10 protein-coding genes are annotated in these 14,682 nt (G+C 38.7%); 8 read left to right on the forward strand and 2 right to left on the reverse strand.

Annotated features, from left to right (window positions below):
* The 7 genes from HMPREF9331_RS04720 to HMPREF9331_RS04750 form a co-directional block, all read left to right on the forward strand.
* On the forward strand, nucleotides 1-1,032 hold a 1,032-nt coding region (locus tag HMPREF9331_RS04720), incomplete at its 5' end, for an AAA family ATPase (RefSeq protein ID WP_016421317.1).
* Between the two features lie 69 nt (nucleotides 1,033-1,101).
* A complete protein-coding gene (locus HMPREF9331_RS04725) occupies nucleotides 1,102-1,443 on the forward strand; it encodes a helix-turn-helix domain-containing protein (RefSeq protein ID WP_016421318.1) in 342 nt (113 codons plus the stop codon).
* A gap of 53 nt (nucleotides 1,444-1,496) precedes the next feature.
* A complete protein-coding gene (locus HMPREF9331_RS04730; RefSeq protein ID WP_016421319.1) occupies nucleotides 1,497-3,056 on the forward strand; it encodes a DUF3945 domain-containing protein in 1,560 nt (519 codons plus the stop codon).
* A gap of 32 nt (nucleotides 3,057-3,088) precedes the next feature.
* Entirely contained in the window at nucleotides 3,089-5,206 is a 2,118-nt protein-coding gene (locus tag HMPREF9331_RS04735) for a type IA DNA topoisomerase (protein WP_016421320.1), read from the forward strand.
* 175 nt (nucleotides 5,207-5,381) lie between these two features.
* Nucleotides 5,382-6,245, forward strand: coding sequence for a type IV toxin-antitoxin system AbiEi family antitoxin domain-containing protein (locus tag HMPREF9331_RS04740; protein ID WP_016421321.1), 864 nt, complete (start codon nucleotides 5,382-5,384; stop codon nucleotides 6,243-6,245).
* Between the two features lie 40 nt (nucleotides 6,246-6,285).
* Nucleotides 6,286-6,759 carry a DUF1896 family protein gene (locus tag HMPREF9331_RS04745; RefSeq protein ID WP_016421322.1) on the forward strand — a complete coding sequence of 158 codons (474 nt, stop codon included), beginning with the start codon at nucleotides 6,286-6,288 and terminating at the stop codon, nucleotides 6,757-6,759.
* Entirely contained in the window at nucleotides 6,746-12,289 is a 5,544-nt protein-coding gene (locus HMPREF9331_RS04750) for a helicase-related protein (RefSeq protein ID WP_016421323.1), read from the forward strand. The genes HMPREF9331_RS04745 and HMPREF9331_RS04750 overlap by 14 nt, the downstream gene beginning before the upstream one ends.
* Before the next feature lie 87 nt (nucleotides 12,290-12,376).
* On the opposite strand, the gene HMPREF9331_RS12720 is transcribed toward HMPREF9331_RS04750, so the two are convergent.
* Complete coding sequence (locus tag HMPREF9331_RS12720) at nucleotides 12,377-12,670, reverse strand: hypothetical protein (protein WP_234945892.1); 294 nt, start codon at nucleotides 12,668-12,670, stop codon at nucleotides 12,377-12,379.
* 182 nt (nucleotides 12,671-12,852) lie between these two features.
* Here HMPREF9331_RS12720 and HMPREF9331_RS04765 point away from each other — a divergent pair, with 182 nt between their 5' ends.
* Nucleotides 12,853-14,142: a hypothetical protein gene (locus HMPREF9331_RS04765; RefSeq protein ID WP_016421324.1), complete on the forward strand. Its 1,290-nt coding sequence runs from the start codon at nucleotides 12,853-12,855 to the stop codon at nucleotides 14,140-14,142.
* A gap of 29 nt (nucleotides 14,143-14,171) precedes the next feature.
* Here the strand turns inward: HMPREF9331_RS04765 and HMPREF9331_RS12725 are convergent, their stop codons facing one another.
* Nucleotides 14,172-14,459, reverse strand: a complete 288-nt coding sequence (locus HMPREF9331_RS12725; RefSeq protein ID WP_248641625.1) for a hypothetical protein — start codon at nucleotides 14,457-14,459, stop codon at nucleotides 14,172-14,174.
* Between the last annotated feature and the right edge of the window lie 223 nt (nucleotides 14,460-14,682).

The raw sequence follows: 14,682 nt of genomic DNA on the forward strand, positions 1-14,682 counted from the left end.
CTTAAAAACTGCGAAATCCAATGGGATAAACCTCCCCAAAAACAAGAGACTATCATCTCGATTGGCAGAACTCCTGTAGGAGTACAGAGTAGTTTATTGGGTATTACAGGAGGCGAAGGTACAGGCAAAAGCCATTATGTAAGCGCCCTCATTGCAGGTTGTCTTAACAGTAAGAACCTTCCTATTGACACATTGGGCACAACGCTACTGCCTTGCCCCAAAGATAAAGTGGTGCTATTTTTCGATACAGAACAGTCTCAAGACCAGCTCTATCAAAACATCAGCAAACTGCTTAAAAGAGCTAAACTAACCTCTCTTCCTGATTTGCTACACGCCTTTTGCCTCACCCAACTCCCTCGCAGAGAGCGATTAAAGGTCATTCGTGAGGGCTTGGAGAGTTTTTACTACCAATGTGCAGGAGTGCATTTGGTGGTCATCGATGGCATAGCCGACCTTATTGGAGCTGTGAATAATGAGCAAGAGAGTGTGGAACTCATAGAAGAGCTTTACCTTTTGGCAGGTAACTACAAAACCTGTATCGTATGTGTATTACACCTCACCCCCAGCGGACTTAAACTCCGTGGTCATTTGGGATCTGAACTACAACGCAAAGCAACGGCAGTGCTTTCTATCGAAAGGGAGAAGAACAGTCCTATCTCAGCGGTCAAACCGATGAAAATACGCAATGGCAGTCTTAGCGATACCCCACAAATACTTTTTAGATGGAACAATGAGCTGGGAATGCATAGTTATGTAGGCAATCAGAAAAACGAAGACCAAAAACCCAATAAAGCCAGTACCTTAGCCTCGTTAGTTTCTCCTCTTTTTAAAGAGCGAACTTTGTGGACTGTTCAAGAGCTGAACATAGAAATTCAAAAACGGACTGATGTAAAGGAACGCACCGCAAAAGGTTATATCCGCACCTTAAAGGAAATGGGCATTTTAGTCCCTCAAGAGGGTAATGACCAACTCTTAGGAATGGGCAGTGTGCTAAAAGAACTTTTGGAGGATAACAAGAACTCACAAGGATAAGCAGAACTTTTAGATGTTCTAAGATTAAGACCTAACAATCGAAGTATTAAACAAATATAAATATAAAAAATGGAAATCGACAGAATAGAATTTATAGCGTGGATGGAACGCATTATGGATCGTTTTGATTTGCTTAAAGAGCAAATAGACAAAGCTGAAAAACGCAAAAACAGCTTGGATGGTGAGGAACTCTTGGATAATCAAGACTTGATGCTCACCTTTAAAATCTCTGCACGTTCCCTGCAGAGGTATCGCTCCAATGGCAAACTGCCTTATTATACCATATCAGGCAAAATATACTACAAGCTCTCAGATGTACATCAATTTATCCGAGAACATTTCAGTGTGCCAGTAACAGCTTTAAAAGCCAAAAACGGAAATACTATGCCTAAAAAGGACAGCGCCTCTTAAACGTCTTACAAAGGGAGTAATTTTACCCCCAAATTAAAAAAGATGTTTAAATAATGGCAGAAAATCAACACGCCGATACGGCAAATTACGACAATCAAATCCCAGTGGATGAACAACTATCTGATATCCTACTGGTATTTGACAAAGAAGAAAAACAGCTTAAGGCTGTAAAAGGAATTGATGAGAAAGGAGAGTTAAAAACGGCTCCTGCTGACAGCAAATCCTTAGATGACTTTATGAAAGTAGACAAGCAAGGTAATATGCTATCTAATTTCTTTAGCAACTTTATGCGTCAAGTCCAGAACCCTTCTCGTTTTTCTTTCTTTAAAATACCGATAGAAAAATCGGTAAATACGATAGAAAAACTTCAAAACCATCTGGCAAAGCTCACTGAAAAGGGTAAGGAATACCTCAAGAAGTACGAAGTATCTCCTGAGCAGTATATCAAACAAGAGCAAAAAGCAGCTACTCTAAAACAAGAAGGAGAGACTGCCGTTGCTCAGACCCCTCCTGAAGCTCCTACTCAAGCACAAGTACAAGAAGCTCCTGCTCAAGCACAAGTACAAGAAGCTCCTGCTCAAGCACAAGCACAAGAAGCTCCTGCTCAAGCGCAAGCACAAGAAGCTCCTGCTCAGGCACAATCTCAAAGTACTCCTGCCCAAGAGGAACTCAAGTACAACCCTGATGCTATTGATTGGGAAACGTTACAAAACTTAGGGGTGAGTCGAGAGTCTTTAGAGAAGAGGAACCTATTAGAGCCCCTCTTAAAAGGTTATAAAACCAATGAACTGGTGCCTATTAGTTTCAATTTAGGCTCTACAGTAACCCGCTTTGATGCTCGTCTGTCCCTAAGAGAAGTTGATGGAAAAGTAGCAGTAGCCATTCACGGGATGCGCAAGGAACCACAATTGGATTATCCTTTCTTTGGTCACGAGTTTTCAGAAGAGGATAAAAAGAACCTGCTTACCACAGGAAATATGGGACGTACAGTTGAGCTTACCAATACCAAGACAGGAGAAAAAATTCCTTCTATTATCAGTATTGATAAGCTCACCAATGAAATCATTGCCTTGCGCAGTGAACACATCAAAGTCCCCGATGAAATCAAAGGAGTCAAACTCTCCCAGGAGCAAAAACAAACGCTCAAAGAAGGCAAGCCTCTGTTTGTCGAGGGAATGACCTCTAAAAAAGGAGAGCCTTTTAACGCAACCGTGCAGTTCAATGCCGACAAGCGTTATGTGGAATTTCTCTTTGAAGACAAAGCTCCTAAACTTGCTAATCAAGAGAAACTCACTGAGGCTCCTACAGTCATACGAGGAGTAACTCTTACCGAAGAACAACACAAGGAACTGAGCAAGGGTAATCCTATTTATTTAGAAGGTTTACAGAGCAAAGCCGGTAAAACTTATAGCGGTTATTTTACTTTTGACAAGGACAAAGGCAAGGTAGAGATGAGCTTTAACAATCCTCAAAAGGACATTACTGATAAAGTTTCTTCTACCAAGCAAAAAGCTGAAACTTCTAAAGCCAAAGAAGAAAAACGCCCTCAAAAGCAATCAGAAAAAACAGCTCAAAAAGAAACTGCTAAGAAGTCCAAGGGACGCAAAGTATAACTCTAATTTTTAACCTCAATACACGTAGAAAAATGAAAGTTATATTAGCAGAAAAGCCCAGTGTGGCAAGAGAGATTGCCGCTATAGTGGGGGCAAGTGAAAAACAAGATGGATATTTGTTAGGTAATGATTATGCTGTTACTTGGGCATTGGGACATTTAGTGCAATTAGCCCTTCCAGAGGCGTATGGTTGTGTAGGATTCCACAGAGAACACCTACCTATTCTACCTCGCCCCTTTATCTTGGTACCCAAACAAATTCCTGAGGATAAGAAAGGCTACAGGTCAGACCCTATGGCTTTAAAACAGCTTAAAATCATTGATAGCCTTTTTAAGAAGTGTAGTTCCATTATTGTAGCCACCGATGCAGGTCGTGAAGGAGAACTGATCTTCCGCTATATCTATGAATATTTGCAATGTCAAAAACCTTTTCAAAGGCTTTGGATTAGCTCCTTAACCGAAAAAGGTATCAAAACAGGACTTGCCAATCTGCAAGAAGGAAGTGCTTTTGATTTGCTGTATGCCTCTGCTCAAAAGCGTAGTGAGGCTGATTGGCTGGTGGGTATCAATGCTACCCAAGCCCTGAGTATAGCCGTAGGTGAAGGGATTTATTCCTTAGGAAGGGTGCAAACACCTACCTTAGCAATGGTTTGTAAAAGATTTTTAGAGCACACACATTTTCAAAAGAAACCTTTTTATCAATTACGACTCAAGCACCAAAAAAGCTATACTGATTTTTTCAGTATCTCAGCTAAAATTGAGGATAAAAAAGAAGCTGAAGCCTTACAAAAACAATTAGAAAAGTCTCCTATGACCGAGGTGATTTCCACTGAAAAAGAAGTGGTAAAAGAACAACCTCCTTTGCTCTATGATCTAACAGGTCTTCAGAAAGAAGCTAATAAAAAATGGAACTTTTCAGCCGATGAGACCCTGCAAATCGCTCAAAGTCTCTACGAGCAAAAATACATTACTTACCCACGTACTGGTAGTAAGTACATCTCAGAGGATGTATGGGAAGAAATCCCACAGCTGATACGTTTGTTACAAGAAAGTGAGGCATACGCCAACGAAGCTAAACTTGTGAAAATTGGGGCGCTGAATAAGAAGATGGTTAATGATTTGAAAGTAACAGACCATCACGGACTTCTTATTACCGAGCGCTTTCCTACCAACCTTACGGCAAAAGAAAACACTATTTACAAAATGATTGCCACCCGACTTTTGGAAGCGGTATCTGAACCCTGTGTAAAAGAAGTGCAAAAGACTCTACTGGAGGCGCTTCACACTGACTTCTTGATAAAAGGTGTTCAAGTGTTACAAGCGGGTTGGCGCGCTATCGGTGGTTTTTACTCTGATGAAACTGCCAAAGACAGTGAAAAAGACAATGAAGGTGATAGCAATCAAGTGCTGCCTGAACTTGTACAAGGAGAAAGTATAAAGATTAAAGCCGTTGAAATCCTTTCTAAAACCACCCAACCTCCTGCTTTATATACCGAATCAGGACTGTTGGGGGCTATGGAAACAGCAGGAAAGACCTTAGAAGATAAAGCGCAACGTGAGTTATTACAAGGAGCAGGTATAGGTACTCCAGCCACACGTGCCGCTATTATTGAGACGCTTTTAAAGCGCAATTATATTGAACGCAAACAAAAGTCTCTTATTCCTACCGATAAAGGAATGCAGGTATATGAGTGGGTAAAATCACTTACTATAGCCGATGTTGCCCTTACAGGCGAATGGGAAAGTCAATTGCAAAAGATAGAACAAGGAGAGCTCTCTCCCGATAGTTTTTCTTCGGATATGGAAGCCTATACCCATAGTCTTACTGATACATTTTTGGCTATGGATATACCCCAAAGAGAAAAACTCAAAATCACCTGTCCTAAATGCAGAAATGCTTCCTTATTACTGTTTGAAAAGGTAGCCAAATGTCCTGATGAGGACTGTGGTTATGTGCTTTTTAGGAATGTATGTGGCAAACCTCTTACTGATGAGCTGCTCAAAACGCTCTTTGAAAAAGGAAAAACACCTCTGATAAAAGGAATGAAAAGCAAATCAGGCAGCACTTTCGATGCCTATATACGTCTGAAAGAAAATGGTGAAACTGCCTTTGAGTTTCCTGAGAAAACTTTCAAAAAGCGAAAATACTAACAAAGGTTAGGTAAACTTTCAGTAAAGAAAGTCTGTGAGCTAACACAACGGATTATGTACCATATCCTAAGTGAAGTTTAGTCCTCCTGTTGATAACTTTTTGTTTCAATATATTTGCTCTTTAGAAATAATATAGTACTTTTGCAAATGTTTTGCAACGATATATATTTTTAATATGAAGGGACTAACCATACGAAAGTGGATACAATCATTGGAGGAAAAGGGTATTTACAGCTTTTCTATGCAGGAGCTAAAAGAGGTATTTGCTCACCTTAAAGAAAAAACTATTCTCAATACTTTAGGGGGACTTAAAAAGCAAGGAAAGCTCCTGCCTCTTTGGAATGGCATCTATAGCATCGTCCGTTTTGTGGACATTGGTAATGCTACTGATAACAAAGCTATCAGAGAAGAGGGAAAACCTTATTTCTACATTGAAACACTGATGCAACACCTAAAAAGGGAATACTATGTAGCCCTGCTCAGTGCAGTAGAAGTACATCTATCTCCCAAAGAGGCTTTACAGGCAAATGAAATTACAGTAATAACCTCCTTACCTCCACTGAGGGATTCCTTTAGGGGACAAAGTAAGATTCGTTACCTTGTCAAAAAGGATATCAAAAACTTAAGAGAAATAGGAGTAAAAAGAAAAACCTTACCTTTTTCTATAGAGGAAAGAACTTTGCGGGTAGCCTCTTTGGAGCTCACTGCGGTTGATTTGCTCCTCTATGAAAAAGAGATAGGAGGCATTCAAAAAGCAGTAGAGGTAATTCAAAGGATTAAAAAACACCTGAGTTGGCAAGAGCTTCCTACAGAGGTAATCCTCTCTACACCTGTCTCTATTTTCCAGCGCTTGGGCTATGTTCTTTCTTTTATCAAGGAGGAAGAACTAGCCGAGAGGCTCAAAGAGAGAGTTCTTAGCACAGGGAAAAAATTTAGAAGAACCCTTTTAAAAACAGATGTTCCTGAAAAGGGAGGAGAGCCTTTTTGCCCTATTTGGAAAATCGTGGTAAATATATCTTTGCAGAACGACACTTTGTAAAAATTAAAATTTGTTGAACCCATTAAAAGTAATTTTAACAATGAAAGAAACACAAACCCAACCCCAGAACACTGACAACACCTTAGGGTCATTGTCTTATTACGAGTTAAGACTCAAAGAGCTGTTACAAACGAGCTTTCCTAATCTTTTAGCAAATACAGCCTTTATCAAGGACAGAAGTGAGTATGCTGCGCAGGCTTACCAAGAGGCTTTTGAGGCGGGTATCAGTATTCCTGAATGTGATAAAATAGCCTCAGGAGTACTCTTCGATGGGCTCTTCTTCTCTCCCTTTGATATGGTTTTTGAGGTCGTTTCTCAGGAGTTCGATACTCAATTAGCCGATGAGGATTTGCGCCCTTTTGCCCTAAAAATCTTCCCAGAACTGGTTCCTTACTTTAAAAAGTACGAGAATGAAATCGATGAGGATTTTCAGCATTCCGCTGCCTATCAATCCCTCTATACAGAACTTACGGGTGCCATCGAACTATGGATAGAAGAAAATGGCATATCTTAAACGACTGAGCTTTAATCGTAATGCTCGTGCACTGGCATTGGCTTTCGATTTAGAGAAGCAAAAGCGCACGCTTCTAAGCCAAGAAGAGCGAGAACTCTTACAACACTATTCAGGCTTCGGGGGATTGAAGTTTATCCTCAATCCCCACCAGTCTGAAGCTGATTTAAAGTACTGGGCAAAAGCTGACCAAGTCTTTTGGCAAGATGTAAGGAGTCTGTATGCCCTTATTAGAGAACATTCCACTGATGAAAGGCAATACCAAAACTATGTACAAAGCCTTAGAAATTCTGTGCTAACGGCTTTTTATACCCCAATGCGTCTTACCTCGGCTATCGCTTCAGCAATAAAGGAAACAGGCGTACCTCTGCAAACAATGTTAGAACCTTCGGCAGGAGGAGGCAATTTTATCCGTGCTTTTAAAGAAGAGCATCCTTCTCTTGTGGTTACTGCTTTTGAAAAGGACTTGCTCACAGGCAAAGTGCTCTCTCATCTTTACCCCGAGGAGCAAGTACATATCGATGGCTTCGAACAAATCAGCCCACTGAAAAGAAACCAGTTTGATTTGGTAACCAGCAACATCCCTTTTTCCGATACCGCTGTCTTTGATTTGAGTTACTCTCGTAGTAGTGACCCTGCTAAGGTACAAGCCTCCCGTAGGGTGCATAACTACTTTTTCTTAAAGGGTTTGGATATGGTAAAGGAAGGGGGACTCCTTGCCTATATCACCTCTCAAGGGGTAGCCGATAGTCCTCAAAATGAGATTATTCGCCAAGCGATGCTCTCCAGTGCGCGTCTTGTCTCTGCCGTGCGCCTGCCTAACAACCTCTTTACCGATTACGCAGGTACCGAAGCAGGAAGCGATCTTATCATCCTTCAAAAAGACAGTCAAAGAGGCGCTTTAAACCCTATAGAAGAGCAGTTTTGCAATACAGCAAGGCTACCACAAGGGATGCTACAAAACGAGTATCTTTCACAAAGAGAAAACGTTATTTGTACGGATGCTCTTGCAGGCACCAACCTATACGGACAGCCTGCGATGGTCTATACCCATAGTGAAGGAGTAGAAGGTATTGCCAAGGAGGTAAAAGAAAGAATCCTAAACGATTTTAAAGCACATTATCTATCGCCTGAAACAGCACAACAAAGCCAAACAACACAAATTAAGCTACAAGAGGTTAATTCACAAAAAATTGAGATAAAGGAAATTGAGGTAAAAAAGGTTGAACGGCAAGAATTTATTGAAATTGAAAGCAAAATCAACGAGCCTTCCTTTGTTATTTCCAATGCTAATCTCACCTCTAAAGAGTCAAAAGAAATTAAGAATCAAAAAGTTGAACCCAAAGTCGTTCAGCTAAGTCTCTTTGATTTCCTATCAGAGCAGGAAGCCACCGCTACTTTAGCGAGCCCTCCCAACATTTCAGCTAAAACAGTCCCTACTATACCCATAGGAGCTAAAAAGAAAACAAAGAAGAAAACAACTACCTCTCAATTAGGGAATGCTCAAAAGTTGGACTTGTTTTCTTTTACTTATCCTGTCAATCAAGGGAATGAAATAGAGGTGCTTTCAAAAGCTTCTCCTGCTTTGAATTACACGCCTCCTGCGGTATCATTACTAAAAGAACCTGTACCTTTTGAGGGAGAATATTTACCTCATTTCAGAGAAGATACTTTGGTAGTACAAGCCGATACAGTGGGCTTTTTGCAAGATCTCAATAAGAACAAAACAGCTGCTACCTTTGTGCCTCTTGCGCTTTCTTCTTTGGAAAGACAAAAAGCCATTACCTATATCGCTCTGCGTGATGCTTATTCTGACTTGTACCATAAAGAGGCTACCACCTATACCCCTTATCCTACGGAAAGAGAAAATCTTAATGCCCTTTACGATACTTTTGTCAAGAACTATGGTCGGCTAAATAGTGCTGATAATATCAAGCTAATAAAAACCGATGCCTCAGGCGCTGAAATTCCTTACTTAGAGCGTATCAAAAATGGTGTTTATCAAAAAGCAGATATCTTTCACAAGCCTGTGGTATTCTCTCTGAGGAAGAATGAAAACATTTCTGCTGAAGAGGCACTACTCACTTCTTTAAGTGAATTGGGGCGGGTGGATATTCCCTACATAGCTGAGCTTTCTAACACCAATGAGGAAGAAGTCAAAGCGCAGTTACAGGGCAAACTCTTTTACAATCCTATAGAAGACGAATACCAAATTACTCAAAAGTGGCAAGCAGGGGATGTCTTTACTAAAATCAAAGCCGTAGAAGCATATCAAAATACTCACCCTGAACATCCTAAACAATCAGAAATTGAGCACGCTTTAGAGGGACTCAGGCAGGTAATTCCTACCCCTATTCCTTTTGAAGAGTTGGATTTTAACTTGGGCGAGCGTTGGATCTCCCCACAAATCTATAGTGATTTTGCCTCTTCGCTTTTCGATACCAAGGTAGGTGTGCAATACAGTGCTCAAACCGATGAGTTTTCAGTGGAATGCCGACAAAAGAACTTACATATCTGGGAGAAATACGCTGTAAAAAGTGAGAGCAGAACCTACGATGGTATTGCCCTCTTCAAAAACGCCTTGGTAAATACCACCCCTGATATTACCAAGAAAATAAAGATAGACGACAAGGAAGTCAAGGTGCGCGATATGGAGGCAATTCAACTGGCAAACAGCAAGATTGATGAAATACGCAATGCTTTCCCTCTGTGGCTCTTAGAGCAGAGTCAGGAGTTTAAAGACCGCTTGGCTGAGCAGTATAATCAGTCTTTTAACTGTTTTGTACGTCCGCAGTACGATGGTTCTTTTCAGTCTTTCCCTGGACTTGATAGAGAGAGTTTAGGCATAGAGGATTTGTATGATAGTCAGAAAGATGCTATTTGGATGATAAAGCTCAACAATGGTGCGATTTGCGACCACGAGGTAGGAGCTGGTAAAACCCTTATTATGTGCTGTGCTGCTCAAGAAATGAAACGCTTAGGATTAGCGCACAAACCGATGATTATAGGGCTTAAAGCCAATGTACACGAAATAGCCGAGACCTATCGCCGTGCCTATCCTTTTGCTAAAATCCTTTACCCTGGCAAGGAGGATTTTACCCCTCAAAAGCGTTTGCGTATCTTTGGAGACATCAAAAACAATGATTGGGATTGCGTGATTCTCACCCACGACCAGTTTAAGATGATACCGCAATCCCCCGAGGTGCAACAGAGCATTTTGCAAGAAGAACTCCAAGATGTTGAAGAGAGTCTTTGGCAGTTGGAAAAACAAGGTAGTGAAGTCTCTCGTGCGATGATTAAAGGAATGTACAAGCGTAAAGAAAACCTAGAAGTAAAGCTCAAAACCTTAGAACACGACATCAATGAGCGCACCGATGATACAGTAGATTTTAAGATGATGGGCATTGACCATCTACTAGTAGATGAAAGCCATAAGTTCAAGAACTTAATGTTCAATACAAGGCACGATAGAGTGGCGGGATTGGGAAACTCACAAGGCAGTCAAAAAGCCCTCAACCTGCTTTTTGCCTTGCGAACTATTCAAGAGCGCACTGGCAAGGATATGGGGGCTACTTTTCTATCTGGGACTACTATTTCCAATTCACTTACTGAGCTTTATTTGCTCTTTAAGTACCTGCGTCCTCAAGCCTTAGAAAAGCAACAAATTCACTGTTTCGATGCGTGGGCAGCAATCTATGCCCGCAAGACCACCGATTACGAATTTTCAGTGGCTAACAACATTGTGCAGAAAGAACGCTTCCGCTACTTTATCAAAGTACCCGAATTAGCGCAGTTTTATGCCGAAATAACCGATTATAGAACCGCAAAGGATGTTGGGATAGACAGACCCGAAAAGAACGAAATTTTACACAATATACCCCCTACACCCGATCAAGAGGTATTTATTCAAAAACTAATGGAGTTTGCCAAAACGGGTAATGCAACCCTCTTGGGACGTGCACCACTATCCGAGTCCGAGGAAAAAGCCAAAATGCTTATTGCAACTGATTATGCCCGTAAAATGTCTTTAGATATGCGAATGATCTCTGATAAGTATGAAGATCATCCTGATAACAAAGCCTCTCATTGTGCGATGAAAATCAATGAATATTACCAAAAATACAAAGCACAGAAAGGCACTCAGTTTGTCTTTTCTGATTTGGGTACTTACAAGCCCAACGAATGGAATCCCTACACTGAAATCAAACGCAAATTGGTAGAAGACTACGGCATTCCTGCTCACGAAATCCGTTTTATCCAAGAGGCTAAAAACGATAAAATGCGCAAACAACTCATCAGCGACACCAACGAAGGAAAGATACGGGTACTCTTTGGATCTACCGATATGCTTGGCACAGGGGTTAATGCACAGAAAAAAGCCGTTGCTGTACATCACTTAGATACCCCTTGGCGACCCAGTGACCTACAACAAAGGGACGGACGTGCCATTCGTAAAGGCAATGAAGTGGCTAAATATTTTGCTGATAATAAGGTGGATGTAATTATCTATGCTGTTGAAAAGTCTTTGGACTCATACAAGTTCAATCTACTATTTAATAAACAACTCTTTATCGACCAACTTAAAAACAATAAGCTGGGCAAACGAACCATTGATGAGGGTGCTATGGACGAAAAGTCGGGAATGAACTATTCTGAATATGTGGCTATCCTCTCAGGAAATACCGATTTACTCGAAAAAGCGAAGTTGGAAAAGAAGATTGGGGCTTTAGAGAGTGAAAAACAAACGTTCTTACGCTCTAAATATACCTCTAAAAACCGTTTAGATAACCTCTGTAGCGATTTGAAAGCCCTACAAGATCGCTTGTATCGTTTTCAGACGGATTGGCAAAACTTTTCAGATAAAGCGGTGCGCCGAGAAGATGGCTCGGTAGTCAATGCATTGCGTTTGGATGGCTTAGACGAAAAGAGCAGTGTAAAGCAGTTAGCACAGAAGTTACAGGACTATGTCCAAAACGCCCGTACCAAAGGCGAATATCAAGAAATAGGAAGTATCTATGGTTTTCAGATATTAGTAAAGACCGAAGTCTCCAAAAAAGACGAACTTGACCTAAAAGAAAACCGCTTTTTTGTACAAGGAGAAGGTGGTATCAAGTACACCTATAACAACGGACGATTGGCAAGTGACCCTAACTTGGCTGTGATGAATTTTGTCAATGCCATTGAGAAAATCCCTGCAATGATGGAAAAGGAAGAAAAAGAGATTGCCCTTATCCAAAAGGACATTCCTCTTCTAAAGGAAATCATCGAGAAAGTATGGGGTAAAGAAACACAGCTCTCCGAGCTTAAAACTGAGCTCTCAGCCCTTGATAGGAAAATACAACTTTCACTCTCCTTTGATACTCCACAAGAGGCTCAAGAAGGAGCCGAAAAACAAGAGGTACAAGAGGCAGAAGAACTCAATAAAGAGCTATCACAAGAGAGTCAAAAAAGCGAAACTCAAGAAGTCCCAACTCCCACGAAGGAGTTTGTAAGAGAGACTCTTAACAGAAACTCACGAGGGTTTAAAATGTAGCATTTATTCCTTAAAGAACCTGTATATCTCCATTTTGAAAATCAGCAGAACTGATGTTTTGCTGGTTTTCTTTGTTTTTAAACGTGTTTAAACTTTTTTGAGGAACTTGGAGATAAACCCTAATAAAAGCATTCCAATCCAAGTTACATCAAGATACTCGTATCTCATTATCAAACCTTTATATCCGTCAAGCCAACCATTTGCTATCATTTGCCCTTTATTATCACACAAAAAAATGCTATTTGTGGTTACGGATTTTTTTCTTGCTTGATAGCCTGTAGATTCTCCTTTTTCAAAATAGCTCTCAATTGGAAGTTCTCTCCATTGTACCCCTGTTTTTAACCTCTTGAGAATCAAATAAAAATATTGAAGCCAAATCAAAATTACTTTTAAATCCTCTTTTTCCTACCCATAAAAAGGGAATAATTCAATTATTTATTGTATCTTTGCCCAAAGTTGCTGAATTTTGGTGTTCTTTTTTTTCAAACACAAAATTACTAATTTTCGGGAACTTTTATTTTATTATAAGAAAAAGTTTAAACAGCTCCATAATAAAAAGTAATATGATAAATTGGATAAAAAATAAATTTCAGGATTCTCCTGATTGTAAAATGTTATTTGGAGAAGCGATAAAATGTTATTCTATTGAGGCATATAGAGCCTCTCTACTACTTTCATATTTAGGTTTTTTAACTTATATAAAAGAAATGATTATGAATAGTCAAAAGCCAAACAATATCAAAAATAGTAGATGGGATAACATAACTAAAGAACTCACTAATGAAAATAAATGGGAAGAAAGAATATTAACTGAATTAAACAATTCAAAGTCCCCAATATTTAAGATTAATGATTCTATAAGAAGAGAAATTTTATGTTGGAAAGATAGAAGGAATGATTGTGCTCATTACAAAGAATATGAAATAACCCATCAACACGTAGAAATGTTTTGGCTATTTTTAAAATCTAATCTTTCAAAGATTAGTATAGAAGGGAGTATGCAAAGTTTATTGAGTAAATTTATTGTTTTTTTTGATAGGACTAAAACTCCTGCAAGTAAAGAACCTGATGAATTAATACGAGAGATTGAATATGCTGTAGAGATAAATGATTTAAATATTTTTTTTGAGGAACTATGTAGATTGCCGTTATTTGGAAATGATACAACAATTCACAATATTTATTATAAAATATTTCAAATTTTTCAAGAAAATAACAGAATAACAAATGAATTAATACGTTTTATAAAAGAGAAAGGAGGAAATTACGACTTAAAATTTATTCTTAATTATCCTCAAGTAATTAATTATATCCAATATACTCCTGAAGAAATTAGAGAAATATGGAATAGTCGTATTTGGATATTATCACATTATGAGTATAAAATTATAGTAATTCTTTTACAGAATGGGAAAGTACCATTCAATGAACAAGAAGAATTATTTAAACATATATTCAATAAATTTGACCAGAATGGATTCCATTTTTTAAATTTAAAAGAAAATGAAATTGAATTTCTACTACAAGGAGGTTCTTTTTTAGATGTCATATACAATGATTTTTTTAAAGAAGGAAAGATATTTAACACATATTCTAATTTCAAACATATAAATGCAAAGGCTGAATTAATAACCCTTTTATTTTCTAAAAGAGAAATAGATAAATATATGATGGAGGGGTTAAAAAAGATGAGGGAAAATAATATCTCTCCTGATTGGTTAAGAGACTCTTTAACTAGACTACTGAATGACAATGAGAATATTAGAAATAAGTTTATTGAGATAGGAAATGAAGTTGGTTGTGATGTTTCTTTTTATACATATTTTAATATTGATGCTTCTAAATTTATGTAGGATATTTTCTCTCTTTTAGATAAACGTGTTTAAACTTTTTTGAGGAACTTGGAGATAAACCCTAATAAAAGCATTCCAATCCAAGTTACATCAAGATACTCGTATCTCATTATCAAACCTTTATATCCGTCAAGCCAACCATTTGCTATCATTTGCCCTTTATTATCACACAAAAAAATGCTATTTGTGGTTACGGATTTTTTTCTTGCTTGATAGCTTGTAGATTCTCCTTTTTCAAAATAGCTCTCAATTGGAAGTTCTCTCCATTGTACCCCTGTTTTTAACCTCTTGAGAATCAATAAAAATATTGAAGCCAAATCAAAATTACTTTTAAATTCTCTTTTTCCTACACTTAAAAAGGGAATAATTCAATTATTTATTGTATCTTTGCCCAAAGTTGCTGAATTTTGGTGTTTTTTCTCAAACACAAAATTACTAATTTTTGGGAACTTTTATTTCTCTAAAAAAGTTTAAACAGCTTCATAGCTAACTTTGCGCAAAAAATATTAGTGTAAGTAAAAAAATAACTATATTATGAGT

Origin of the sequence: Capnocytophaga granulosa ATCC 51502 (assembly GCF_000411115.1) — a bacterium.
In the GTDB taxonomy this organism is placed as follows: Bacteria; Bacteroidota; Bacteroidia; order Flavobacteriales; family Flavobacteriaceae; genus Capnocytophaga; species Capnocytophaga granulosa.

Bases quoted from the DNA above. Each gene is read 5' to 3' on its own strand.
- HMPREF9331_RS04725 (WP_016421318.1), top strand. From the start codon at position 1,102: ATGGAAATCGACAGAATAGAATTTATAGCGTGGATGGAACGCATTATG.
- HMPREF9331_RS04730 (WP_016421319.1), top strand. From the start codon at position 1,497: ATGGCAGAAAATCAACACGCCGATACGGCAAATTACGACAATCAAATC.
- HMPREF9331_RS04735 (WP_016421320.1), top strand. From the start codon at position 3,089: ATGAAAGTTATATTAGCAGAAAAGCCCAGTGTGGCAAGAGAGATTGCC.
- HMPREF9331_RS04740 (WP_016421321.1), top strand. From the start codon at position 5,382: ATGAAGGGACTAACCATACGAAAGTGGATACAATCATTGGAGGAAAAG.
- HMPREF9331_RS04745 (WP_016421322.1), top strand. From the start codon at position 6,286: ATGAAAGAAACACAAACCCAACCCCAGAACACTGACAACACCTTAGGG.
- HMPREF9331_RS04750 (WP_016421323.1), top strand. From the start codon at position 6,746: ATGGCATATCTTAAACGACTGAGCTTTAATCGTAATGCTCGTGCACTG.
- HMPREF9331_RS04765 (WP_016421324.1), top strand. From the start codon at position 12,853: ATGATAAATTGGATAAAAAATAAATTTCAGGATTCTCCTGATTGTAAA.